This is a genomic window from Moraxella sp. CTOTU49803 (genome assembly GCF_032097965.1).
In the GTDB taxonomy this organism is placed as follows: domain Bacteria; phylum Pseudomonadota; class Gammaproteobacteria; order Pseudomonadales; family Moraxellaceae; genus Faucicola; species Faucicola tetraodonis.
In genome coordinates this window covers 414,742-439,637 of record NZ_DAMCJP010000001.1, presented here as the reverse complement: position 1 = coordinate 439,637, position 24,896 = coordinate 414,742, and the positions used below count along the sequence as shown (strand labels likewise).

Annotated in this window: 22 protein-coding genes and 1 other RNA gene; 9 read left to right on the top strand and 14 right to left on the bottom strand. The window is 42.4% G+C overall.

Features of this window, described 5'->3' with window-relative positions; translation table 11 throughout:
* Nucleotides 1-54: 54 nt before the first annotated feature.
* Complete coding sequence (locus RT422_RS01990; protein ID WP_284033894.1) at nt 55-864, top strand: hypothetical protein; 810 nt, start codon at nt 55-57, stop codon at nt 862-864.
* A complete protein-coding gene (locus tag RT422_RS01985; protein ID WP_065263514.1) occupies nt 855-1,709 on the top strand; it encodes a hypothetical protein in 855 nt (284 codons plus the stop codon). Before RT422_RS01990 ends, RT422_RS01985 begins: the two co-directional genes overlap by 10 nt.
* Here RT422_RS01985 and RT422_RS01980 read toward each other — a convergent pair.
* The 7 genes from RT422_RS01980 to glnE all read right to left on the bottom strand — a co-directional run bounded on the left by RT422_RS01980 (nt 1,687) and on the right by glnE (nt 10,343).
* A complete protein-coding gene (locus tag RT422_RS01980) occupies nt 1,687-2,784 on the bottom strand; it encodes a glycosyltransferase (RefSeq protein ID WP_313421104.1) in 1,098 nt (365 codons plus the stop codon). The genes RT422_RS01985 and RT422_RS01980 overlap by 23 nt on opposite strands.
* Before the next feature lie 16 nt (nt 2,785-2,800).
* Complete coding sequence (locus tag RT422_RS01975; RefSeq protein ID WP_065263512.1) at nt 2,801-3,556, bottom strand: glycosyltransferase family 25 protein; 756 nt, start codon at nt 3,554-3,556, stop codon at nt 2,801-2,803.
* 18 nt (nt 3,557-3,574) lie between these two features.
* Nucleotides 3,575-4,672, bottom strand: a complete 1,098-nt coding sequence (locus tag RT422_RS01970; RefSeq protein WP_313421103.1) for a glycosyltransferase — start codon at nt 4,670-4,672, stop codon at nt 3,575-3,577.
* Nucleotides 4,673-4,687: 15 nt separating this feature from the next.
* Complete coding sequence (locus RT422_RS01965; protein ID WP_313421101.1) at nt 4,688-5,557, bottom strand: glycosyl transferase; 870 nt, start codon at nt 5,555-5,557, stop codon at nt 4,688-4,690.
* Between the two features lie 10 nt (nt 5,558-5,567).
* Nucleotides 5,568-6,395: a glycosyl transferase gene (locus tag RT422_RS01960; protein ID WP_219331116.1), complete on the bottom strand. Its 828-nt coding sequence runs from the start codon at nt 6,393-6,395 to the stop codon at nt 5,568-5,570.
* A gap of 94 nt (nt 6,396-6,489) precedes the next feature.
* Nucleotides 6,490-7,434: a branched-chain amino acid transaminase gene (locus tag RT422_RS01955; RefSeq protein WP_007116868.1), complete on the bottom strand. Its 945-nt coding sequence runs from the start codon at nt 7,432-7,434 to the stop codon at nt 6,490-6,492.
* Nucleotides 7,435-7,520: 86 nt separating this feature from the next.
* Nucleotides 7,521-10,343 (bottom strand): bifunctional [glutamate--ammonia ligase]-adenylyl-L-tyrosine phosphorylase/[glutamate--ammonia-ligase] adenylyltransferase, encoded by a 2,823-nt coding sequence (glnE, locus tag RT422_RS01950; protein ID WP_313421099.1) that lies wholly within the window; start codon nt 10,341-10,343, stop codon nt 7,521-7,523.
* A gap of 579 nt (nt 10,344-10,922) precedes the next feature.
* Between glnE and phbB the strand changes: the two genes are divergently transcribed.
* Nucleotides 10,923-11,696, top strand: a complete 774-nt coding sequence (phbB, locus tag RT422_RS01945; protein ID WP_313421098.1) for an acetoacetyl-CoA reductase — start codon at nt 10,923-10,925, stop codon at nt 11,694-11,696.
* Nucleotides 11,697-11,828: 132 nt separating this feature from the next.
* Here phbB and rpiA read toward each other — a convergent pair whose 3' ends face one another.
* Nucleotides 11,829-12,518, bottom strand: coding sequence for a ribose-5-phosphate isomerase RpiA (gene rpiA / locus RT422_RS01940; RefSeq protein WP_007116871.1), 690 nt, complete (start codon nt 12,516-12,518; stop codon nt 11,829-11,831).
* A 224-nt stretch (nt 12,519-12,742) separates the two neighbouring features.
* On the opposite strand from rpiA, the gene ilvA reads away from it, so the two are divergent.
* From ilvA to RT422_RS01925, 3 genes are all read left to right on the top strand, one after another.
* Nucleotides 12,743-14,293, top strand: coding sequence for a threonine ammonia-lyase, biosynthetic (gene ilvA / locus RT422_RS01935; protein ID WP_144917510.1), 1,551 nt, complete (start codon nt 12,743-12,745; stop codon nt 14,291-14,293).
* Between the two features lie 212 nt (nt 14,294-14,505).
* Nucleotides 14,506-15,849, top strand: coding sequence for an AarF/ABC1/UbiB kinase family protein (locus tag RT422_RS01930; protein WP_313421097.1), 1,344 nt, complete (start codon nt 14,506-14,508; stop codon nt 15,847-15,849).
* Nucleotides 15,850-16,000: 151 nt separating this feature from the next.
* Nucleotides 16,001-16,750: a YebC/PmpR family DNA-binding transcriptional regulator gene (locus RT422_RS01925; protein ID WP_144917508.1), complete on the top strand. Its 750-nt coding sequence runs from the start codon at nt 16,001-16,003 to the stop codon at nt 16,748-16,750.
* A 47-nt stretch (nt 16,751-16,797) separates the two neighbouring features.
* Here the strand turns inward: RT422_RS01925 and RT422_RS01920 are convergent, their stop codons facing one another.
* On the bottom strand, nt 16,798-17,556 hold the full coding sequence (locus RT422_RS01920; protein WP_313421096.1) for a hypothetical protein: 759 nt from the start codon (nt 17,554-17,556) through the stop codon (nt 16,798-16,800).
* Nucleotides 17,557-17,860: 304 nt separating this feature from the next.
* On the opposite strand from RT422_RS01920, the gene ssrA reads away from it, so the two are divergent.
* Both ssrA and RT422_RS01910 read left to right on the top strand, forming a co-directional pair.
* Nucleotides 17,861-18,221, top strand: a transfer-messenger RNA (tmRNA) gene (gene ssrA / locus RT422_RS01915).
* A gap of 340 nt (nt 18,222-18,561) precedes the next feature.
* Nucleotides 18,562-18,900 carry a septal ring lytic transglycosylase RlpA family protein gene (locus RT422_RS01910; protein ID WP_188874337.1) on the top strand — a complete coding sequence of 113 codons (339 nt, stop codon included), beginning with the start codon at nt 18,562-18,564 and terminating at the stop codon, nt 18,898-18,900.
* 78 nt (nt 18,901-18,978) lie between these two features.
* Here RT422_RS01910 and RT422_RS01905 read toward each other — a convergent pair whose 3' ends face one another.
* From RT422_RS01905 to glnA, 5 genes are all read right to left on the bottom strand, one after another.
* A complete protein-coding gene (locus RT422_RS01905) occupies nt 18,979-20,154 on the bottom strand; it encodes a DEAD/DEAH box helicase (RefSeq protein ID WP_313421095.1) in 1,176 nt (391 codons plus the stop codon).
* 124 nt (nt 20,155-20,278) lie between these two features.
* The gene (locus RT422_RS01900; RefSeq protein ID WP_007116878.1) at nt 20,279-20,491 is read right to left on the bottom strand and encodes a cold shock domain-containing protein; all 213 of its coding nucleotides are present in this window, start codon (nt 20,489-20,491) and stop codon (nt 20,279-20,281) included.
* 272 nt (nt 20,492-20,763) lie between these two features.
* Complete coding sequence (locus RT422_RS01895; RefSeq protein ID WP_313421094.1) at nt 20,764-21,402, bottom strand: 4'-phosphopantetheinyl transferase family protein; 639 nt, start codon at nt 21,400-21,402, stop codon at nt 20,764-20,766.
* 44 nt (nt 21,403-21,446) lie between these two features.
* Nucleotides 21,447-22,199: a DUF4124 domain-containing protein gene (locus RT422_RS01890; RefSeq protein WP_313421093.1), complete on the bottom strand. Its 753-nt coding sequence runs from the start codon at nt 22,197-22,199 to the stop codon at nt 21,447-21,449.
* 144 nt (nt 22,200-22,343) lie between these two features.
* A complete protein-coding gene (gene glnA / locus RT422_RS01885) occupies nt 22,344-23,753 on the bottom strand; it encodes a type I glutamate--ammonia ligase (protein ID WP_065252507.1) in 1,410 nt (469 codons plus the stop codon).
* A 507-nt stretch (nt 23,754-24,260) separates the two neighbouring features.
* Here glnA and RT422_RS01880 point away from each other — a divergent pair.
* Entirely contained in the window at nt 24,261-24,887 is a 627-nt protein-coding gene (locus RT422_RS01880; protein ID WP_188874332.1) for an anthranilate synthase component II, read from the top strand.
* Nucleotides 24,888-24,896: the final 9 nt, after the last annotated feature.

Here is a 24,896-nt window from a genome sequence, read left to right as displayed (position 1 = left end):
AATTAAACCTAAAAGAAATTTCACATAAGCTTGCGGTTTTAGGAATAATAAAAAATGGCAAACTGGTATCGTAAGTTTATTTTATTATTTAAAAGTGAAAAACGTCTTGGGGCGACTCAAATTATTGACCACTATGCATGGCAAAATATTGAGGCGATGAAAAGTCGTGTGATTGATAGTGATACTTGTTCTATCATTGATACGATTATTCAAGCTCACCCCTATTTATTAGATGATACCCAACGAGATGAACCGATAAACCCGCTTATGGACTATGAGCCACGGCGTATTCGCAATTTATACACGCATTTAACCACGTTGCAACACGAGTTTATAGGACAATCTGAACTTAGTTTTTACCATGCGATACTGATTGTATTATTACGCCGTCGGTTTCAACCTGAAAAAACTTTTCAAACCTTTACCCATCTTTGGCAAACGCAGACTGATTATTTGATGGATAATTTAAGTTTACGGTGGATTGCCTCTGCCTGCGATACCTTTATTGATTTTGATCCAAAACCCACTAGAAAGGCAATATTACTCAATATTATTACTTTGATTAATACGGTAAAAGTCTACGAAACCCAGCAGTATCTGTGTCGTTCATCTGCCAGCCTAGATGAGGAAAAATCCGCTATTTTGTACGCCCATCATAAACCGCTGTATGCTGGTTTGACCTATTTTAGGCTAGGTAAGGACGATACACTAAAACATATGCGTGAACGGTATCAGCATTTTTACGCTGAAGACCCTTTTTCTACCACACTCTTACTCAAGGTGTTTGCTAGATTGCATGACCAACCTAGCGCATTCAACACATTAAAACAACTACATAAGGATGAAAAATCAGCATGGTGGTAGCCAATCATTCTTTGATATTTACCCGATCTACTCAGACAATCGCCCTACGTATTGTCAATCCTGCATTTGTGCTACCAAAAGTCTCTGATACGACAGTACATATTTTGGCGTCAGGACCGAGCATCCAAACCAATGCCATCGACTCGCTTGGTTGTGAGTCGGTTATATTTGTAAATGGCAGTATTAGCCTGACCGAACACTACAAATTTGACAAGATTGTGGCTTATGTCATCACCGACCCACGCTTTATTAAGCATAACTGTAGTATTCCGCTGCAGTATTATCGGGGTGGTTATCCGCTGTATATCAGTGCGTTAGTGGCAGAACAACTATGGCAAGATGCGCCCGATTTTTTAGTTCAATATGCTGACCATATCTATATCATCTATCCAGTCGATAGACCGATTGATGATAGCTTGATTGCCCTTCAGCAAACTAGCCTTTTAGGAAAAATAGCTGTCACACTCAATAAACGTACCCGACTAAAACACCTAAAACATAGCCCTTATCATAGCATCAATAAAAAAATTGGGGTGTCTTGGGATATTCGTTACGGCTTTGTTGAAGGAGGAACGGTAGCGTTGGTGGCGTTACAGCTTGCTTATTCTCTAGGATTTCACATGATACATCTGTATGGCATTGATTTAATCAATAGCCAGCAGCCACGGTTCTATGAAAGCCAAGACAATGCTGCCCCCACCAAACTTGATAAGGCTATCACCCACCGTATCGTACCATCGTTTGATTGGGTAGCCCACAACTATCAGCAAAAAGGCGTGCAAATTTATAACCACTCGCCCATCTCTAAGGATTTGTTTACATTTATTCCGTATCGGGCAAATTAAAGGTCACGAATCGCTCAATGTATTGGTTAGCGATATTTTTGGGTAAAAATCGCTCATTAAACGGCACGGCAAACGCCGATGGATTTGCCATTGCTTGTTCTAATAATTGGGCTAAGGCGTCAATATCATCGACAGGGACAAGATTTTGCCTTGGTAACAACTCACTAGGGCCATACGGACAGTCAGTGCTTATTACAGGCGTATCCACGGCTAATGCTTCGGCAATCACTCGCCCAAAGCCCTCAAATCGAGAACTTAACACTAAGCATTTAGCGTGTTTGATATACGGATAAGGGTTGGATTTAAAGCCAGTAAATACCACCTTATCGCTAATCCCTAAATCAACCGCAAGCTGTCTGGTTTCTGCCATCAGTTTGCCTTGACCCACCAAATACAGCGGATAGCGTTGCGAGGTTTTGGCATAGGCTTTTAGCAGAATATCATGCGCTTTTTGGTATTTAAAGCTGCCCACATGCACAATAAACTCCGTAGTCTCTAGCGGGTATGCCTCTGCCATTGCCTCAATAAGTTTGTTATCAATCGGGTTATAAATCGTGGCAATATTCGTTAGCCCTAATGTTGCCTTAAAATCCACCGCCACTCCTTCACTAATCGCCACACAAGGCTGCGCATGATAGGTCGTCTTTAGCTGCGCTATATCCATAGGCTTATTGCGAGCTTGGGCTAATTTCAGTTCTTGAGAAAGGGTGTTACGAATCACATGAATGACATTGGGTAATTGGCTATAGCTTAACACCTTGTCCGCCCGTTCCAAATTTGCAATCGTCAAACATGGCTGACCAATATGCGTTAAAATATAGTTATCTAAATGTTTGGCAAATTGTTGGTAACGCACCCTATCACTTGGGATTAATTTAAACCACTTAAAGTTGACAATATGAAAATCAATATGTGGGCTAAGCTCATATTCTGTGGTGGCTTTAAATCGGATGACATGGACTTTATAGCCCAGTTGATAAAAGCCTTCCGCGAGCGTCAATACTGACTTTTCTGCCCCGCCCCCCTGCAAGCAGTTGATAACCAACACAATGATATTTGAGGGGTTGCAGCTCACAAGTGGCTCCTTGGGTTTATTCAAAAGTAATGTTGGTCATATATAGCGGGCGTGTCGCACGCAGGACTTCACGTTTGATTTTTTGTAGCCCTGTTAAGGGGCGTTTAATTTCTTGGCTTCTGGTTGCCTGCAGGCTGCTTGCCAAAGCAACTTGCGGTAATAGATGATGCTCCTGAATCACAATCGCCGGCACAAGCTGATATACAGGCAGGGCTTTGGGGTATTTCCCCACATCAAATAGCATCACATCGACTGCCTCAAGCTGCGGTAGGTTTCTAATATATTGTAATAGATACTGACAAGCGCGATGGGATAGCAGATAACCTGCCCCGCCTAAATGACGAGACTTTAATTCATAAATCGTCCGTTTACTCTGAGGTAAGACTATCGGATGAGCCAAATGAACCCTTGGGCTTACCTTTTCTAATTTTAAAATATCGATAGCTTGGCTTTGCAAAACATCAGTTTGACGAATTAACAGCTCGAACTGCTGACCTAAAAAAATATCATCCTCATAAATCCCGATATAATCAAGATTTTCATCCAAACAGCGTTGCCACAAGCTAACATGACTTAAAAAACAGGCAATTTCGGTGTCACTAGATACCGACTTTGTGATATCAATCGCCAGTCGCTGAGCGACTTGGGTATTTTTATCCGGGGTGACCGCCGAAAAAAAAGTAAAAGGTATGTGCTGCTTAGCAAACTCTTGTTGAATATGGCTTTGCCGCTTGCTATGATGAGCGAGACTAATCACATAATTTTTTAGCATCACTTTTCTCGCTTGGATTTATTCAAAGCCAACCCCCATAAATGCCAAATACTGACGGGCAACATTTTGCGGCAAAAAAGCTTCGTTAAATGGCACGTTAAACTGGCTAGGATGGCTCATTAATTGGTTGATTTTTTCAGTTAACGCAGGGATATCTGCCACTGCCACCAAATTCTGCGGCGGCAAAATCTCACTAGGTCCTGAGGGACAATCGGTGCTAATCGCAGGCACGCCCAATGCCAATGACTCTGCCAATACCAATGCAAAGCCCTCAAAATGCGATGACAACACAAATCCTGTGGCGTGCTTTAGCAATGGGTAAGGATTCTTTTGAAACCCAGTTAAAATCACCTTATCTTGCAAGTTTAACGCGATAATGTTTTGTTCAATTTGCGCTTGCAGACTACCCTTGCCCACCAATACCAAGGGCAATGTCTGTGCCGAATTGGCATAAGCTTGCAATAAAATTTCATGCCCTTTTTGGGCTTTAAAACTGCCCACATGGATAAGATAGCCCTGTCGGGTAATGGCAGGTAAATCTGGGTTAGCTGCCTCAGCTAACACACGGATTTTATCACGGTCGATGGGGTTATAAATCGTGGTGGTTTTGGTTGGTTCACCAAATTGACGGACAAAATCTTGCTCCACCCCGCCGCTCACACAAATAGCAGGATACTTGGTATAAATCCGTTGAAAGTAAGAAAGCTGCTTGGGCGGCAAGGTAGCAAGTTTTAATTTTTCACTCAGTTGATTATGGATGACATACGCCACCTTTTTTTGCCTTGAATAATAAAATACCTCATGTTCACGGTACAAGTTCACGAATATTGCCACAGGCTGACCAATATGTTTACTGATATAGCCATCAACCGCGCGAGCAAAAAAGAAATACCGAATTTTACCTTTCGGAAACCGTCGATAATTGCGAAAAGCAATAAGATGATAGATTAAATTTTCGCTTAATGTATGTTCGACAATCGGGTCAAATCGGACAATATGCACCTCAAAGCCCATCTGGTAAAGAGCTTCCCCCAAGGTCAAAACAAATTTTTCTGCCCCACCGCCTTGCAGTGAATTAATCACTAATACGATTTTTTGTGACTGAACCAATGCCATTTAATACTCTATTAACTATTTAAACCAACGACTAAACAAAGAAGGTTTTTTCGCAGGACGAGTGACCGCATTACCCTTGTAACCTTTCTTGTAAGTTCTCTTTGGAAACTCGCCAAACGGCGTAGTGCGATAGTTTTCAATACTATAGCCCGCTTGTATCGCCTCTTGATAGTAGGTATCGAAAAGCTCAACCAAATCTTGACGAGGGTGCGGCAAAATCTGCCCATCAAACCAATGCGTTTTGCCCTCGGCTTGTAAGCGCGGTAAGGAATATTTATGGCTAAACTGCGTTCCCATGTCAGAATAATGCAAAATCCGAATATCCTCAATCGCTAAATCTTCGCCATCCACACAATTAAAACTGTCTTGATAGAGCTGTATGAGTTGCGGATTGGCTTTAAATTTTGCCATCATTTTGCTATGGCTTTCAGGATCGGCTTGTAGCTGGGCGACAGGCTCAAGATAATTCTTGGCTTTTTGGCAATCCCATACGCAGGTGCACAGTCGCATCAAATCGCCATCGCCTTTAGCCGCAAGAATCGCCTCATCGGATATCGGGTGCTGCCACAATTTAGCGATATCGTCCAACATCACCATATCGGCATCCATATAAATCGCCCGTCCGCTAAAGCCACAATATTCGGGGATTGCCCAACGAAAGCCCGAAAACGGGGTCGCCCATTTTTCGGTATGCCAGCCTTCGCCTGTTTGCGGGTTGGAATACCATACGCTGCTTGGGTCACGGCTTAACTGCATCCAGATAATCTCGACAGGCTCGCTGGTATGTTTGTGCAAGCTATAATCTAGCACCATCATCTGCTCAAGGTCGCTGTTATTAGGATCACAGCCGATAAAGATTTTGATAGGTTGGTCTAAGTTCGCCATAGTTTATCCTCTATTCTCGCCAATGCGTTGCCACCCAATCAGTCGGCAAAATAAAATGGCGTAAATGCGAAATCGGTTTTTTGATTTTTTCAGCGGTGAATAATTGCCCTAAATGTTCTTTAGCGTTATCAGCAGAATTTTTATTGTATTGTCCTGCAATCGCATTTTGCGGATACAAATCCCCAGGGAAAATAATAATGCGTGCATCATGAGGCAGTTTTGGCGGAATAAAATAATTTAGCGGAAATGGCTGGCGGCATTTGCGGCGAAAATGCACCACCCACTCTTTGGGAAAAAGCTTAACCCCGCCTGGGGCATTACGAGTGACAAAACGCTGCTCAAAGCGATATTTATCCGCCACGCCTTGTGGATCGGCACGGAATTTTTCTAGCAAACTAACCAAACTACCGACTTTAAAGCGAAAACACGAGGTTTGACCTAGCTTCTCTAAAGGGTTACTTGGGTTATAAGATAACACCGTCTGATCGTCATCGCCAAAACTAAAAAAGTCGTCAAGGCTACCCACTATGACTACATCAAGATCTAAAAACAATACCGTTCCTGTGACATTGCCAAGCTGTGCATTCCAAAGCCGTGACTTAGGCCATTTACCAAGGGTATTGGTAGGCATCACAATATCACTGGGCGGCAAATCCTGACATTCTACTTCAGGACGGATGCCATCGGTATTGTCGGTAAAACAGACAAAGCGAAACGGCGGGTTGATATTACGGCTTACCATTCCATAGAGTTTATTAACGTAATCTGCGCCATATTTGGTGCCCCATTTGATACAAATAATTTGTTTAAGCGGGGTGGTTGCACTCGATGTTGTCATGTCACTTCCAAAGTACCGATAATTTTTCAAAAAATAAGGATAGTCATTTTAACATAACTATCCTTTTATTTTCACTTATCTACAATTTTACCGATTATTCATCCACGTAGCTGAGCCAGTGCGCGTATTTATCATTTTTGCCTTGCACCACGTCAAAAAATAGACTTTGCAGTTTTTCGGTGATTTCACCACGCGCGCCGCAGCCAATGACGTGGTCATCATATTCACGAATTGGGGTAATCTCGGCAGCAGTACCTGTCATAAAGATTTCATCCGCGATATAAAATTCATCACGGGTGATTCTACGCTCATGCACTTTGATGCCCAAGTCCTGTGCAAACTGTATCACCGTGCGACGGGTAATGCCGTCTAATGCACCTCCTGACAAATCTGGGGTATGCAGCTCACCATCTTTGACCAAAAATAAGTTTTCCCCTGAGCCTTGACAAACATAGCCTTGGGTATCCATCAATACCGCTTCATCATAGCCATGACGGGTGACTTCTTGGTTTGACATGATAGATACTGGGTAGTTGCTGACGGCTTTGGCTTTACACATGGTGACGTTTGGATGGTGATGGGTAAAACTTGAGGTTTTTACACGGATACCTTTTGCCATGCCTTCTTCACCCAGATAAGCACCCCAAACCCAAGCGGCAACGATGGTGTGAATGCTATTATCTTTGGCAGCGATACCCAATTTTTCAGAACCGACCCAAATCAATGGGCGAAGGTATGCCGATTCAAGGTTATTTTCACGTACCACGGCTTTTTGTGCTTGTAATACTTCTTCATACGAATAGGGTACAGCAAGCTGGAAAATTTTAGCGGAATTTAGCAGGCGCTGGGTATGATCTTCCAGACGAAAAATCGCCGTGCGTCCATCATGGGTTTTGTAGGCTCGAACCCCCTCAAATACGCCCATCCCGTAGTGCAGTGTATGGGTTAATACGTGGATTTTGGCATCACGCCAGTCTACCATGTTGCCATCCATCCAGATAAAACCATCACGGTCTGCCATGCTGGGAATTGTTGCCATTGATTACTCCTAGTGCTTTGTTTGAAATAAAAAGTTTTTTGTTTGAAATAAAAAGTGCTTTGTTCAAATAAAAATTGAGGTTACATCTATTCTGGACGCTGCCCGATTAAGCGATGCCATTGCGCATCAACAAAATTCCGTAGTTCATGCCACTGGGCTTCATCCACCAGTATTGGCTGCTCTGCCAAAGCCAAGCGATGCGTCATACTGCGGATGCGAAGATAAGCGTGCGTTAGCTGTTGGCATATTTCGGTTTCGATAATACCTGTTTTGGCAAGCGCTTCAAAGATACGCACATTGTCACTCCAAACTGCCAACGCAGGATAACTATTGGCATACGCCAAGACAGCAAACTGGGCAATAAATTCAATATCAACCAATCCGCCTGCATCTTGTTTCAGATGAAACAACCCTTGCTGCTTGGTATGCGGTTTGCTGCCCAAATGGTCTTGCATCTTATGCCGCATGGTGGACACTTCGATACGGACACTATCTTTATCGCGCGGCAGACACAATACTTCTTTACGAATTTGGTCAAATCGCGTCATCACCCGGCTATCGCCACAAATGGCACGAGCGCGAACCAACGCTTGGTGTTCCCACGCCCAAGCTTTGTGCATTTGGTAAAGTTCAAACGCATGGGTAGATACCACCATCATACCCGCTTGACCCGAAGGACGCAGGCGCATATCAATCTCATAGACACGGCCATCGCGCGTTTGGGTAGTCAAATAATTCATCAGTTTTTGGGCAAGGCGGGCGGCAAACTTCATACCGCTGATGGGTTTTTCACCGAGCGTCATCGCTTCTTCATCAATGTCATGAATAAACACAAGATCAAGATCTGAGCTATAACTCATCTCAAGCCCGCCAAGCTTACCATAACCGATAATCGCAAAGCCATTATGCGCCTCACTCACAGGCTCGCCTTGGGCATTGACAGGATAGCCATGTTTTTTTACCAATTCACCAAATACCCGTTGCAACGCTTTTTCAAGCACCACTTCAGCGATAAAGGTGAGTGAATCAGAGACTTTCATCAACGGTCTATCCGCCAACACATCACTCGCCGCCACTGCCAAGACTTGGGTTTTTTTGAAAAAACGAAAGGCGTTGAGTAGCCCTTCCTCATCATTAGGTTCTACCCGCAACAACTGCTGACGCAAGATGTCACTAAGTTCTGCCTTATCAGGTAAATGACGGTATTTTTCACGGATAAATGAATCTAGCAAAACAGGATAACTTACCAATTCGCTCGCAATCCAAGGGCTCGCTGCCAGCATGGGAATCAATTTGGCGGCTGCCGTTGGGTTTTCGGCAAACATGACCAAATAAATTGACCGACGACTTACCGCCTCTAGCAATGTCAACATTCTAGGTAACGCCACGTTGATTGCATCTTCGCTTAAATCAGAATGTAACAACCCATTGATTAGAATCGGATAGGCAGCATTTAGGCGAGTCTTGGCTTCTTCACTGAGTCCTGTGATGAGCTTACTTTGCCAAAACTGGCTTAATTTATCTTTATTGTCAGCGCTTAATTTTTGCTCAAGCTCAGATAAATTGTGCTGATGATCCACTTGCAGTTGTTCATCAGACTGCTTACGATCACTGACCAGCTCGTCAAAAGGTATTTTTACCGTTTGGCGGTATTCATTGAGTTTGGCTAACAATGCCGCCCAATCAGCAAACCCCAACACTTGGGCAAGCTGATGTCGCTGCATGGCATCTTGTGGTAGTCGCTGGGTTTGTTCATCATTGATGGCTTGGATACCATGCTCCAATCTGCGTAAAAAACGATAGGCTTGTGCCAATTGCTCATGGGTCACAGCATCGATAAAGCCATGTTTTTCCAGTTGGCTCATCGCTTGTAGGCAGTTTTTTACCTTGATATCACTGACACGCCCGCCATAAATCAACTGAAACGACTGCACGATAAATTCAATATCACGGATACCACCTGCCCCAAGCTTGACATTGTCGGTATCTTGACGTTGTTCGACTTGGTTTTGAATCAGTGATTTCATCTCACGTAGTGCGGCAAAGGCACTATAATCGACATAATACCGAAATACAAACGGCTTGATAAGGGCTTTTAAGCTATCGCTAAAGGTGACAGGGTTGACGATTCTGGCTTTTAGCCAAGCAAATCGCTCCCACGCCCGTCCATGTTGGGCAAAATATTTTTCCAGTGCCGATAAATGAATTGCCAAATCACTGCCATCGCCCCAAGGACGCAGGCGCATATCAATGCGAAATACAAAACCATCTTGGGTGTTTTTATCAAGCAGATTGATGATGCCTTGACCCCATTTGGTAAAAAATTTCTTGTTATCGATGGATTTAGCAGCTTTTGACCCTTGTTGTTTTAACGGGTCAACCACCGTCTCACCTTGCCCTTGATGGACAAAAATCAAATCGATATCGCTGGATAAGTTGAGCTCTTCTGCCCCCATTTTACCCATGGCGATGATGGCTAAATCATCCTTGTGTGGTTTATTTTTTTCATCAAAAAAATACGGCTCGCCATAGCGACTGATTAAATCTTGATACACATAGTCTTTGGCAAAGATGAGACAATAATCGGCAAATTTTGATAGCTCCCATGTCAGCTGCTCTAGACTAATCAGATTTAATGCATCTTGCCAAATCCAGCGCACCATCAACAAATTGCGTAGATGACGCAGCCCCCGCATCACGCTTGCTTCATCCGCCAATTGGTAATCTTCATCCAGCGTATAATCGCGTATTAAATCTTTGATATGTTGAACATCGAGCGTTTGGGTAAGCGGATAGCTTTTTAAAAAGCTTTGTGCAACGTTTGTTTTAGTCTGCCAATACTGATAGCCAAAATTACTAGCTTGCTGTAATACAGCGATTTGTTCTATCGTCGGTAAGAGTTGCGGCATTCTAATTTCCGTATGGCAAATAAATAAACAGACTAAATAAACAGACTCATCTCATCGTGGTATATATAAGTACTAAGCATTCACGCTTGCGTATCGATACAATCAATCTTGTCCAATCAAGTTTGCACAATTAAGCCAAGTGTGTACCATCAGGAAAGAAATTTAGCAATTAGGCTTGATTAACTGCAGTTGATACAGGGTATTTTGCTCAACCTTACATTGCTTAAAGTTATCCTTATAGCCTAGCACAAACCGCTATTGTTGCAAATTTTTTTAGCACACAAACTTATAAATACTCGTTTGCGCGTAGCAAAATGTTTGTCATAGAAATAAAAACGTAAAAAATATTGGTAGTTATCAAATTTTCATATATGATGAAAAAAACAAGGAAGTAAAATTCAATAAATTTATGTGAATACTCGGTCTATAGTTTTTTTTTGACCCTGATATCAATCGCGTGTGACTGATTTTTTAGCCGCATGTTCAATTGTAAAAAAAACACATTTATCTTATAAACTATTTTAATCATTGAATTTTTTAGTACAACCAACAATCACAACAAACAAGGAGCGTACTGTGATGACAACGGACAACTCAACTGCAAATAAAAAAATTGCCCTGGTAACAGGTGCGCTAGGTGGTATTGGCACTGCTATTTGTCATGCGCTAATCCAAGTTGGCTATCACATCATTGCAACCTACACCCACAAAGCGGATAGCACGGTCAACCGCGGCGAAGCTTGGTTAACAGAAGAAGGGATGAATGCCAGCGATTTCACCTTTGTTGAGACCAATCTCACTGACCATGAAGCAGCCACCAAAGCCATTCTTGATGCAATTGAAAAAGCAGGTCACATTGATGTGTTGGTAAATAACGCAGGTATCACCCGTGATACGACTTTCAAAAAAATGACTTATGAGCAATGGTCAGAGGTGATTGATACTAACTTAAAATCACTATTCACGGTCACCCAACCTGTTTTTAACAAAATGCTTGAGCAAAAATCTGGGCGTATTGTCAGTATCAGCTCAATTAATGGCTTAAAAGGTCAGTTTGGTCAGACCAACTACTCAGCCACCAAGGCGGGTATCATCGGCTTTAGTAAAGCGTTGGCACAAGAAGGCGCTAAATCTGGGGTGACCGTTAACGTGGTTGCACCGGGTTATACAGGTACTAAAATGGTGATGGCGGTGCCGGAAAAAGTGATGGAAAGCATCAAAGCAGGCATTCCAATGGGTCGTATCGCCCAACCGGAAGAAATTGCTGCTGCCGTGATGTATTTAGTCAGCGATGGCGCTGCTTATATAACAGGTGAGACCATCAACGTAAACGGCGGTCAATACATGCACTAATGAGCTTGCCATCAAGCTTGCCATTAGCGGTTATAAACTAAATTGGTTATGAACTAAAAAAGACCCGTCATCGTGACTTGGTCTTTTTTGTGGTATGACGACATTGCTGATAACCGTTAACTTGCTGGTAACTTACTTGGCTGTTAATTTTTTTACGCCATCTGCCGTTGCCATCAGCAAGATATCAGCGCGCCGTGCGCTAAATAGCCCATTACACACCACCCCAACGATATTGTTTAATTTTGCTTCAAACGCTGCTACCTTCTCAATGTCCAAGCCGATATCTAAGCCATAAACATCCAAAATCAAATTGCCATAATCGGTGACAAATCCTTCACGGTATACCGGCTCACCGCCAAGCTGAACCAACTCGCGCGCCACATACGAGCGCGCTTGCGGCAATACTTCAATCGGTAGTGGAAAGCCAACGCCTAATTGCTGCACCCATTTGCTTTCATCAACCATGCAAATAAACTGCTTAGAAGCAGCGGCAACAATTTTTTCACGGGTTAAAGCGCCGCCACCGCCTTTGACTAGCTGTAAGTGCTCGTTCACTTCATCAGCACCATCAATATATAAGTCTAACTCGCCCGTGAAATTTAAATCCATCACCTCAATACCGAGCGCTTTGAGCTTATCTTCGGTGACTTTTGAGCTTGCCACAGCGCCCTTTAGGTTAACTTTTGGCAATAATTCAATGAGACAGTTGACGGTACTGCCCGTCCCCACGCCCAAAATCATGCCTGATTCGATATATTTTAACGCGTCTGCTGCCACGGCTTGTTTTTGTTGTTGTTGCGTGCTTGCATTCATCGTACTCATAGACCCAGCCTTGTTAGGAATTTATCAAAAAAACAGATAGAAAACTTAATGCTATCAATTACCCAACTTATTTTACCGTAAAAGCACTTGCAAGCTAAACCCTAAAGTCCTAATCTAATCACTTATTTTTTACTTCTCTAACGATTTGCTGTGTTTTGGTTATGAAAGCACACAGAGGGTAAAAATAAATCTTCAAACGTATTTTTCAAACTTAGGTCATTATTATGTTATCAGATTGGGTACGCCTTATCCTTCAAGCGACCGTGTATGATGCTGCTATTCAAACGCCGCTTGAACCCGCCAAAAAACTCAGTGAACGGTTTAACAACGATATTCGTTTTAAACGTGAAGATTTTCAGCCAGTGTTTTCTTTTAAGCTGCGGGGTGCCTACAATCGAATTAGCCAGTTAAGCGAAGCAGACAAAGCCAAAGGCGTAATTTGTGCCTCTGCCGGCAACCACGCGCAAGGTGTCGCCTTCTCGGCTAGCCGCTTGGGACTCAATAACATTATCGTGATGCCGACCACCACCCCCGATATCAAAGTCAGTGCCGTCAAGTCCTTGGGCGGCAATGTGGTGCTATATGGCGATAGTTTTGATGAATCAAACCGCTATGCCATTGAACGCGCCCAAACCGATGGCTTGACCTTTATCCCGCCGTATGACGATGAACTGGTCATCGCAGGTCAAGGTACCATTGCCATGGAGTTAGTGCAACAATGGCGTAAAATGGAATATGTGTTTGTTGCCGTTGGTGGTGGTGGCTTAATCTCAGGTGTGGCGGCGTTTTTGGGGGAAGTCGCACCACATGTCAAAGTCGTGGCGGTCGAGCCAGAAGAAGCAGCGTGTCTCAAAATCGCCTTAGCCACCAATGAACGCAAGCGCTTACCCCAAGTGGGGTTGTTTGTCGATGGGGTGGCGGTCGCCCAGTTGGGTGAAATACCGTTTGACGTCTGCCGTATGCCAAAAAGCGATAACTCAGGTCCCGTGGTCGAGCCTGATGTGGTCACTTGTAGCAATGACGAAGTGTGTGCGGCGATTAAAGACGTGTATGATGAAACCCGCACCATCGTCGAGCCTGCAGGTGCATTGGCGGTCGCAGGTATGAAAAAATACATCGAAGATCATAACCTACAGGGCAAAAACTGTGTGGCGATTTTATGTGGTGCCAACATGAATTTTGACCGGTTACGCTATATCGCTGAACGTACCGAAATTGGTGAGAAAAAAGAAGCGATTTTTGGGGTGACCATTCCTGAGCGCACAGGCGCTTTCTTGGATTTTTGCCGCTCACTCAAAGGTCGCAACATCACCGAATTTAACTACCGCATCAACACTAACCCCAACTACGCCCATCACGCTGCCAATATTTTTGTCGGTATCGCCCTCAAAGAAGGGGAAAAAGAGCGCAAAGCAATCCACCAGTTACTCAATGAAGCCGATGATGCCGCGATTGATTTGACCGATGATGAAGTTGCCAAGACCCATATTCGCTATTTAATCGGTGGGCACGCCGGATTAAAAGACGAGCAATTATTTCGCATTGAATTTCCCGAGCGTCCTGGCGCGCTGCTCAACTTCCTTGAAAAATTGGGCTCACAGTTTAATATTTCTTTATTCCACTATCGCAATCATGGGGCGGCTGAAGGGCGTATCTTGGCGGGCATCCAAATGGGTGAACAAACCGCCGAGCAATTACTTGCCAAACTGCAAGACATTGGCTATGAGTGCGAAAACCTCACCGATAACTTAGGTTATCGCTTATTTTTACAATAATTTTTAACGGTTTGGATAAAAAAGGTGTCATCGTGGCGCCTTTTTTTATGCCAAGTTTTTTATACCGAGCTATGCACAAAATTCGCTAAATTTCAGCACGGTACATAGCAAAAATAGCCATTTTCTGCTAATCTCAATACTTAAAACTTGATAATTTACCTGATAGTTTCACTGATAAATTAATTAAAAAATTCTGCTATAAGACAACCACTATGTCATCAAAAAAACGTTTTTTAAAACTTGCCGGTATGACTGCCAGTATCGCAGGGAAAGCAGCTAAAAATTCTATTAAGTCTTTTGCAGGCTCTGAAGAAGATAAACTCACAGCCCGTAGCGAAATGCTGCAAACCGTGGGGCTGCAAATCGCCGACACCTTAGGCGAAATGAAAGGTGCGGTGATGAAAGTCGGTCAAATTGCCTCGCAGTATAAAGATGTGTTTCCGCCTGAAGTCTCAAAAGCGCTGGAGAAATTACAAAAAGACGCGCCGCCCATGCCGTTTGCCGTCATCAAACAGCAGGTGGAAAAAGAATTGGGGCAACCGATTGAGGCGTTGTTTGCCCAGTTTGAGCAATCACCTTTTGCGGCAGCCTCTATCGGTCAAGTCCATAAAGCGGTGTTGCCAACCGGTGAAGCGGTCGTAGTCAAAGTGCAATACCCCGATGTTGATACCAGCATCGACAGTGACTTAAAACACGTTCGCTTGGCGCTTAAGATAACGGGCGTGCTTAATATGGATAAAACCTTGCAAGATAAAATTTTTGCAGAAATCCGTGATAGCCTGTATGACGAGCTTGACTACAGCAAAGAAGCCCATAATTTAGCAATTTTTGGCAGTTTTCACAGTGAGGATGATGGGCTAATTATTCCCAAAGTTTTTCATAGCCATTCGACCAAACGGATTTTAACCCTATCACAAGAACTGGGTGAAAAGCTCGAAGTGGCTGCCACTTGGGACAATGACATCAAGCAAAAAATCGCCACTCGCTTATTTGATTTTAGTGCCGGTCAATTGTTCAAACTGTATCGTCTGCATTGTGATCCCCATCCAGGTAACTTTGCGTTTCGCCCCGATGGCTCGGTCATCGCCTATGACTTTGGTGGTATCAAATCTTATAGCCATGACGAAGTTGCGTTATTCAAACGCTTTGCCATCCACTGCCTGAGCGGTGATGTGACAGCGCTTGAGCAAGATTTGGTCAGCATTGGCATCAAAAAAGACAATGATGAACCACTGCCCACAGACTTTTATAACGATTGGTTGCAGATTGGTTTAACCCCGTATGGTTTTACCCAGTTGTTTGATTTATCCAAACACGCGCCTTATGACTTTGCCACCAGCCAAACCCATTTTCAAGCGATTGCCAAAGCAAAAGAGTCGCTTAAATACTGGCAAAGCTTTCAACCTGCCCCACTTACCATGATGCTTGATCGAACCATTTCTGGACAGTATTGGAACTTGGTGAATTTAAAGGTAAAAATTGATTTAAGTGAGTTGATACACCGCTATATTGATTTGCCGACATTGCCACGACCTGACGACTCGCCTCGCCTTTAGGTTTGATTTTAACTTTCAATAACATTTCCTGCGATGACATAAGTGCAACCCCCTATCAAAAATCGGGGTTGCTCGTTTATAATAGCGCACGCAAAATTTTGAAAATCAGATTGTTACGTTAAGATAGTTACGTTAGATAAAGGATACACTCATGGCCGGACATTCCAAGTGGGCAAACATCAAACACCGTAAAGCCAAACAAGATGCGGCAAAAGGTAAAGTATTTACCAAAATCATTCGTGAGCTAGTCTCTGCTGCCAAACAAGGTGACCCAGACCCAGCGAGTAACCCGCGTTTGCGTGCGGCGGTGGAAAAAGCCAACTCAGTTAATATGACCAAAGACACTGTAAAACGGGCGATTGAACGTGGTGCAGGCGGCGGTGACAATGACAACATGCAAGAAATCACCTATGAAGGCTATGGCTTGGGCGGTGTTGCGGTGATTGTCGAGACCATGACGGATAACCTCAACCGTACCGTTGGCGAAGTGCGTCATGCTTTTAGCAAAAATGGTGGCAACTTGGGTACATCAGGCTCAGTGGCCTATATGTTTAGCAAACGCGGTGAAATTACCTTTGATGATGTGTCGCTAGAAGACACTATCATGGAAGTCGCACTTGAAGCCGGAGCAACCGATATTGAAAATAACGGTGATAGTATCACAGTGGTCACTGAGCCAGAGAACTTCGGTGACGTGATGGATGCTTTAGAAAAAGCCGGTTTAAAATCCGACAACGCAGAAGTGACCATGTCCCCTTCAACCATGGCGGATGTCACTGATGTCGAAGATGCTAAAAAAATCATGAAAATGATTGATATGCTAGAAGATTTGGACGATGTACAAGAAGTCTATACCAACGTCAACTTTACTGAGGATGTCATGGAACAACTCGATGATTAAATGAAATTTTTCAGCATAAAAAAGGCTAAATGTAGATTTAGCCTTTTTTATTTAGCAACTTGTAGTAGTGTCGTGGTGGGATATAAGGTTAAAAATACTCGATTAAACTCACTACCGTGATGCAATACTTCACTTGTATCAAAAGTTAATAAGCCCTTTTCTTGCTGTTCATTGGTATGAATCAATAACCACACTTCATCCAACGCCCTTTTTTTGCAGTACGCTTGGACTTTATGCGCTTTTTTACTCATCACCGCATCAATATCACTTTGATTGATGTAGGAATCAATCGGTAAATCTTCGTTTTCATCTGCCATATCGGTAAAAAACGCACTGGGTAACCAACGCATGGTTTTGGCAATACCGTTTTGTAATTTACTACTGAGTGTAGGATGTGGCAAATCAAGGGATTGCTCGATAAATTGCTGGGATAAATTCAGAATTTTACGGTTATCAATTTTTTGCCAATCGACCCGATTGGCCCAATTAGCTTTGACACCTACTATCTCACCTTTACCATTAAACCGCGTTGGTGTCAATTTGGTTGACACCTGTAGCAGCGACTGCCAGTACCAACGTTTTAGCATTAAATTGTCATTACCGAGTCTATCGCGTAGTCTTGGCAACGTGGTCAATTCGATGCCAATTGCATATTCACCTTTGTCACAATAAAAAATACAGGTAAAATCTGGCTCATTACCATCATCCGTACCTGAGATGGTTTTGGCAGGATGTAAATGCAGCATGGCTAAAAAATGCGCCAAATACACCCATTCACGCTGGCGTTTGAGCTGATTTTGTGACATCCGCATGATGCTTGGCGAATTTTTTTTATTCCCTGTCATCCATTAATTATCCGATTAGCTTATTCAATTGACTCAGTCTAACTTACCTATTTTAATTTACCCAGCCTATTATTTCTTTGACTAAAATATATCAAAAAAATTTTACTTACTTTAACCCCTCAGCTTATCAGCTCAATACGTCAAATACATGACAATAATCTGAACGGTTTTGGGGTCTGTGTGTGTTTTTAGTAATTTATCTGACTATTATGACGTTTAGCCTTGTATTTTAAGCTACTAACCTTATATAATTAACAGTTCATTTGGGGATGTTCTGGCTTCGACGCTGGTAATGAAACTCAATGATGCATGTCGAGTGAGTATGTCCACTCGTAAATAAAATATACATTTTAAACTAGTCGCAAACGACGAAACTTACGCTCTAGCAGCCTAAGGGCTGCTTGGGACGGCACAGATTGCCATTGGTCTGGTTGCTCTCCTTGAAGCGAACGCACGATGGATAGCTTAAATTGTTGTCTCGCCAATTTGAGCAAAACTTAAGAGGCTCGTGGTTGGCATCCTGACTGTCGGTTCGCCTACCATTAAAGCCATAGACAGAATCTAAACATGTAGAGTCATGGGCGTAGTGCTGGCGGACGCGGGTTCAACTCCCGCCATCTCCACCATATATAAAAAAGAGAATGCAATAACTTGCATTCTCTTTTTTTTGCATTTTTTATAGCTGATTAGCTACTTAAGATATCATTTTTACACAAAATCAACAGGTTAGAAAAACTAGCTGATATAGTTACATAATTTATATGTTTAGCAAAATACATCCAATATTAAAGATTTTATTTACAATAAAGTCTTTGCAATAACATAACTTTGTAATTAGAATACACACCGCTTAAGTGATATTAAACAATATTACTTTGTTTTTACTATGTAAATCACGGGAAATGCCCCTTGATACCTTTAAGCGGTCAGATTATTGACCGCTTTAATTGATAAAAGGAACATCCGATGAAATATATCATTGCCAGTTTGATTGTTACTACTTTAGCCACCCAGCAAGCCAATGCTGATGTTGTTTCATGGTATGGTGGTAAGCATCATGGTCGCACCACGGCATCTGGCGAGAAATTCAATCAACATGCACTGACTGCCGCCAGCAATGTGCACAAATTAGGTAGCCGGCTCAAAGTTACCAACAAAGCCAATGGTAAAAGTGTGGTAGTACGAGTGACTGATACAGGCGGGTTCGGCAAATATGGCCGTACGCTAGATTTGTCAAAAGGTGCTTTTAGTAGAATTGCTAATCTTTCAAACGGCCTTGCTAAAGTCGATATCGTTAGATTATAAATTTATTTTCACTATGTTTTAACGTAAAAAGGGCGCTATTGATTGATAGCGCCCTTGATGTTTTATCAATTAAAAAATTTAATCCTCTAAAAAACGGGTGTCATTCGACCATTGCTGCATTTTGATACTTTCATCCAAATATTGCTCGATAGCCGGCAAATTAAACCCGTCGTTTTCACTGATAAAGCTAATACTCATACCTTTATTGCCTGCCCGACCTGTACGACCGATACGATGAACATAATCATCAGGACTATCTGGCAAGGTATAATTGACCACACAAGCCACATCATCCACATGAATACCTCGCCCTGCGACATCAGTCGCCACTAAAATATTGGCATCGCCTTGACGAAATTGTGCCAAATATTTCTCGCGTTTTGCTTGGATGACATCCCCTGACAATATCACTACTTTATACTGACGATTAAGTTTGTCATAAAGACGTTTAACTTGGTCTTTACGATTGGCAAAGACAATCATTTTCTTGGGAGAAATTTTTTCAATAATTTGCTCTAACGCCGCCAGTTTATCCGATTCCATTAAGGTAAAAAATAACTGCTCGATGTTTTGACTGGTTTTTTGCTCAGGCGCAATCTCTACAAAAATCGGCTGATATAACCAGCGATAAGCTAAATTCATCACATCTTGGTTAAAGGTAGCGGAGAAAAGCAGGGTTTGCCGATGCGTATTGGCAGGCATCATACGAATCAAGCGTTTGATATCAGGTATAAACCCCATATCTAGCATTCTATCCGCTTCATCTAATACCAAAATTTCAAGACGATCGAGATACACATGGTGCTGAAAGCAAAAATCAATCAAACGACCTGGGGTGGCGATGATGATATCGACAAACTTTTGATGAAGCTGCTTTGACTGCGTGTCATAGTCTGTGCCACCGAGCAAACAAACAGTATGCAGTTTGGTAAACTTGGTGAGCTCAAGGCAATCTTGATAAATTTGTTGAGCCAGTTCTCGAGTCGGCGCGAGCACCAGCGCACGGGTTTCACCCAAAAAACGATCGCCATCAACCTCAGGGTTTAGAGGATTATTCAGCAATTCATTGATGATGGTGAGTAAAAACGTTGCTGTCTTACCTGTACCTGTTTGCGCCTGCCCAATGGCGTCTTGCCCAGCGAGTGTATTGGGCAATATCTGCGCTTGGATAGGGGTCAGCGTTTGATAGCCTAGTTGGTCAATCGCTTGTTTGAGCGCTGGATGAAGGGGTAATTGTGAGAAAGTTTGAAACACAGAGAGTTAACCTATTTTGACCAATCAATCATTGGCTATGAGAAACAACAAAAACCAAGTTAATTGAATCAACTTGGTTTGCAAAAAGGTCAAAAATAACACTTCAACCCCTTTTTGGCTCAACTTATTCGACTTTGGTAACTTCTTCAGCTTGAAGACCTTTTTGACCCTCAACCACGATGAATTCAACTTTTTGACCATCTTGAAGTGAACGGTAGCCGTCACCTTGAATCGCGCGGAAATGAACAAAAATATCTTCACCGCTGTTACGTTGAATAAATCCAAAACCTTTTGAATCATTAAACCATTTTACAATGCCTTGTTCACGAACTGACATATTATAACTTCCTTTAACACTATTAATAGTAGGTTTTTAAAGTAGTTTTTTAACCAAGGCTAGTTAAGCCTAGGTAAGTTTAGCTACTCGCTACCTACACCTGCTAAATAATGTACTAGTTAAGCTTTTGTAATAGTTTGTTAAAACATTTCTCTACAATGTCGCTTACATAGTAAATTGTTCTTATAGCAATCATAGCATGGGTTTTTTACAAAAAAAAGTAATTTCGTAAGAATTGGTTATTTTTTTAAACAGCGATTTTTTAGCCTTATTTAACGGTTTACAATAATAAAACTACAGGGTTGGCTACTAAAATTGCCAACTATTTTAGCGTCGGTTTGCACACATTGTATGGGCTTATCTTTAGCCTTATCTTTAGCATTTATCTCATCGATGCCAATGAGTTGATTGATAACTTCCTCACCCAATTCATCTAGCACATCATGTTTTAATTCTTTGATTAATTGCTTGTCGGCATGTTGATGGGTTTTGATGGCACATTCTTTAAGTCGCCATAGCAGATTTCGTAACATTGCTTGATGGACTGCAGGCTTTTGATTCAACCATTGGTATTCATGAGGTGAAAAAAAGCGTGAAGCAACGTGATGACTAATTGCGCTGTCTTCGACATCAACGCCGATATTTGTATAGGGCGAAATCAATACTGCAGCATGTTGGCGGCTATGGCTAAAACTGACATACCAAGTGCAACCATCAGCGGTTATAAAATGATAAGGAAAGTTTGCATCCATTAACTCGCCTGTCAAATTAAGCGCTTGCTGTAAGTTTTTTAGCAATTGACGACAATACCTAGACCCTGCTTTATGGGTTAATAGGGTAGCCTGTTCACCCAAATTATGGTGAATATCAATAGCCACCCAGCTATGGTTTTCGATTGGATAAAGGTGCATCGGTTATGGTAGTGCCTTATGGTATAAGCAAATTTAATCACGCCTTAAAGTATTTTTTTATACCAAGGTTGATTGGCTTGCTTCTTTTGTGCTTGCGCAATCGCTTTACGTTTCTTTTGATACAGTACATTATTACTGATGAGAGTGATAGCGCGAGTGTCTTGCGCGATGATTTCCCCTAAGACGTTTTCAACCCCTACGGTAATGGTATAAGGGTTAGGATCGAGCGTAGTAGTAGCGATAGTATAGCTAGTGGCTTTTATGGTTGCTAAAGTTTGGTTATTGAGTTGATAGACGATTCTATCCCCTGTTTTTAAACTCGGTGTCAAAGCAACGTTAATCTCAATGGGTTGACTACCCCGTCGCAGCGTTTGCCCGGCTTCAGGCGATACAATTTTTATGACATAATCGCCCTGCTGGCTTGCTGAGATGGATTGGGTGGATAAGCGACCAGTTAAGCTATCACCTAAGCTATCAGGCAGGCGAGTGTCAATAGCCGTACTTGCTGCATTATCAACTTGATTGTTCAAGCTAATGGATGTCGTTGCGGATTGATTGGTCGTCGCAGATACTTGTGATTGGGTGGGTAATTTATCTAATACGCTGATACTCTTGCTGTTTTTATTGTATTGATAAGCGGTATTAATATTATCAGTATATACCACTTGACCCTCTGAGGTGGTCGTCTTGTACACTTCAGCATGACTTAACTGTGACAACAATAACACGACAGCCGTGAGTGCAAAGTTATCGCGCAAACTACTATTATTATTGGACTTGTATTTTGTCAAAATCATATAAGTCTTCCCCTCAAAACCCATTATTGTGCATATTTTAGCAAGCTTGATAATCAATCCCTAAATAATTTTGCCTATTAGCCTAAAAATTTCCTATAAAAAAACCCAACTTTACTAAGTTGGGTTTTTTGAAAAGCGAACTTATTAGCAGCTGTAGTACATATCAAATTCGATTGGATGAACTGATACGTTGTAACGCTCTACTTCTTCTTTTTTCAAGGCAATGTAAGCGTCAAGCATTTCTTTGGTAAATACGCCACCTTTGGTTAAGAACTCATGGTCGTCTTCTAACGCTTTAAGCGCAACTTCCAAGTTCTCCGCCACCGTTGGGATCAATGCTTCTTCTTCTGGTGGAAGGTCGTATAGGTTTTTATCTGCGGCTTCGCCTGGATGGATTTTGTTTTGGATACCATCAAGCGCTGCCATCAACAATGCGGCAAAGCAAAGGTAAGGGTTGGCTGCTGGGTCTGGGAAACGTGCTTCGATACGCTTGCCTTTCGGGCTTGCGACGTATGGAATACGAATTGACGCTGAGCGGTTACGCGCTGAATAAGCCAGTTTAATAGGCGCTTCGTAATGCGGTACTAGGCGTTTATAGCTGTTGGTTGATGGGTTAGTGATGGCATTTAATGCACGAGCATGTTTGATGATACCACCGATTGCGTATAAAGCAGTTTCTGACAGTCCTGCGTATTCATCACCGGCAAAGGTATTTTTGCCATCTTTTTGGATTGACAAGTGAACGTGCATACCTGAACCATTATCACCAACCATCGGTTTTGGCATAAAAGTCGCGGTCTTACCATATTCGTGTGCAACGTTGTGTACCGCATATTTGAACTGTTGTACTTCGTCCGCTTTACGAACTAGGGTATTAAATGATACACCAATTTCTAGTTGGCAAGAGGCAACTTCATGGTGATGGACTTCAACACGGCCTTCACCCATAATCGCTTCTACCGCGGCACACATATCAGCGCGCATATCTTGTGAGCTATCAACGGGTGGTACTGGGAAGTAACCGCCTTTAACGCGTGGACGGTGCGCATAGTTACCGCCTTCCATTTCTTTATCGGTTGACCAAGCGGCTTCATCAGCTGAGATGGTGTGACGGGCGCCTGACATGTCGATTGACCATTTTACATCATCAAATACGAAAAATTCTGGCTCTGGACCAAAGAATGCGGTATCACCGATACCCGTTGATTTTAGGTATTCTTCAGCACGTCGCGCGATTGAACGTGGGTCACGGTCATAACCTTGCATGGTTGATGGCTCGATAACGTCACAGGTCACAACAACGGTCGTTTCACGAAAGAAAGGATCGACGAATGCGGTATCAGCATCTGGCATCAAAATCATATCTGACGCTTCAATGCCTTTCCAACCAGCGATTGATGAACCATCAAACATTTTACCTTCTTCAAAAATGTCTTCGTCCATGCTGTCAGCTGGATAGCTTACATGTTGCTCTTTACCTTTAGTGTCAGTAAAGCGAAAATCTACCCACTTTGCTTCGCTAGATTTGATTAAATCTAAAAATTTATTCGACATTGCTCGTTTCCTTTTACTTACGCAAAAAATGATTAAAAAAACGTTACGCCACTTTATACTCTTTTCGGTGCTGTGACAAGAGATAAACAAAGTAGTGCTTGTTGAGCTTAAACTTTCAAGTTATGTGCCAACTTTTTGCATGTCATAATAAAAATTAAATTTTTATATATAATTCAATTAGTTATTTGAGATTGGATTTACTGATGAAGTTGGCTGATATGACTATCTGCCTAGATAACCTTCAAATCGCCATGCGGCTGTAACAATCGCACCATTTTAATGAAAATTTTATCAATATTCACTTTTATGGTGCATAAAATATGTTCTTAACTATTTTAGTGAAAACCATTAACATTACCGCCTGCGACTCGGCTTCATTTATTCGGTTTCATTCACTTGCTATCAGTCACTTGTAGAATGGTTGTGATAAAATAATTAACTAAAATAACGGTGAAGTTTTTTCATCGGTTAACCATCGTCCAACAATTACAGCATAGGGTTTCTGGATTGCTACTTTTTATTGATAACTACGACAGTTTTACCTACAACTTGGTGCAGTATTTTGAGCAATTGGGACAACCTGTTGAAGTCTGGCGCAATGATGCTTGCAGCAGTGAAGACATCATTCGTTTAAATCCTGATTATTTGGTCATTGGCCCTGGACCTTGTACGCCAAGCGATGCAGGCAATACGTTGAGTTTTATCAAAGACTTTGCCGGCATTATTCCTATATTAGGCGTTTGCTTGGGTCATCAAGCGATTGGGCAAGCATTTGGCGCCAATATCATTCGTTGCCCAACGATTATGCATGGGCGGGTGTCGCAAGTTTTTCATCATCATCAAGGGATATTTGCCGGGCTTCCCTCCCCTTTTAACGCCACTCGCTATCATTCTTTAGCGATTGCGGCAGACAGTTTGCCTGCTTGCCTAGAGGTTACCGCATGGTGTGATGATATTCACCCAAATAATTCTCTGCCATCCGCTACTGTGATGGGCATTAAGCATCAAACATTGCCGATTGAAGGGGTGCAGTTTCATCCAGAATCTATTTTGAGTGAGCATGGGTATACGATTTTGAAAAATTTTTTAGTTAATTATGAAGACTATGAAAACTATCAAAATGCTAACCCTTAGACTGGGGTA

Excerpts from the sequence above, each read along its gene's own strand:
- RT422_RS01990 (WP_284033894.1), top strand. The coding sequence starts at position 55 with ATGGCAAACTGGTATCGTAAGTTTATTTTATTATTTAAAAGTGAAAAA.
- RT422_RS01985 (WP_065263514.1), top strand. The coding sequence starts at position 855 with ATGGTGGTAGCCAATCATTCTTTGATATTTACCCGATCTACTCAGACA.
- RT422_RS01975 (WP_065263512.1), bottom strand. The coding sequence starts at position 3,556 with ATGCTAAAAAATTATGTGATTAGTCTCGCTCATCATAGCAAGCGGCAA.
- RT422_RS01970 (WP_313421103.1), bottom strand. The coding sequence starts at position 4,672 with ATGGCATTGGTTCAGTCACAAAAAATCGTATTAGTGATTAATTCACTG.
- RT422_RS01965 (WP_313421101.1), bottom strand. The coding sequence starts at position 5,557 with ATGGCGAACTTAGACCAACCTATCAAAATCTTTATCGGCTGTGATCCT.
- RT422_RS01960 (WP_219331116.1), bottom strand. The coding sequence starts at position 6,395 with ATGACAACATCGAGTGCAACCACCCCGCTTAAACAAATTATTTGTATC.
- RT422_RS01955 (WP_007116868.1), bottom strand. The coding sequence starts at position 7,434 with ATGGCAACAATTCCCAGCATGGCAGACCGTGATGGTTTTATCTGGATG.
- glnE (WP_313421099.1), bottom strand. The coding sequence starts at position 10,343 with ATGCCGCAACTCTTACCGACGATAGAACAAATCGCTGTATTACAGCAA.
- phbB (WP_313421098.1), top strand. The coding sequence starts at position 10,923 with ATGACAACGGACAACTCAACTGCAAATAAAAAAATTGCCCTGGTAACA.
- rpiA (WP_007116871.1), bottom strand. The coding sequence starts at position 12,518 with ATGAGTACGATGAATGCAAGCACGCAACAACAACAAAAACAAGCCGTG.
- ilvA (WP_144917510.1), top strand. The coding sequence starts at position 12,743 with ATGTTATCAGATTGGGTACGCCTTATCCTTCAAGCGACCGTGTATGAT.
- RT422_RS01930 (WP_313421097.1), top strand. The coding sequence starts at position 14,506 with ATGTCATCAAAAAAACGTTTTTTAAAACTTGCCGGTATGACTGCCAGT.
- RT422_RS01925 (WP_144917508.1), top strand. The coding sequence starts at position 16,001 with ATGGCCGGACATTCCAAGTGGGCAAACATCAAACACCGTAAAGCCAAA.
- RT422_RS01920 (WP_313421096.1), bottom strand. The coding sequence starts at position 17,556 with ATGTCACAAAATCAGCTCAAACGCCAGCGTGAATGGGTGTATTTGGCG.
- RT422_RS01910 (WP_188874337.1), top strand. The coding sequence starts at position 18,562 with ATGAAATATATCATTGCCAGTTTGATTGTTACTACTTTAGCCACCCAG.
- RT422_RS01900 (WP_007116878.1), bottom strand. The coding sequence starts at position 20,491 with ATGTCAGTTCGTGAACAAGGCATTGTAAAATGGTTTAATGATTCAAAA.
- RT422_RS01895 (WP_313421094.1), bottom strand. The coding sequence starts at position 21,402 with ATGCACCTTTATCCAATCGAAAACCATAGCTGGGTGGCTATTGATATT.
- RT422_RS01890 (WP_313421093.1), bottom strand. The coding sequence starts at position 22,199 with ATGATTTTGACAAAATACAAGTCCAATAATAATAGTAGTTTGCGCGAT.
- glnA (WP_065252507.1), bottom strand. The coding sequence starts at position 23,753 with ATGTCGAATAAATTTTTAGATTTAATCAAATCTAGCGAAGCAAAGTGG.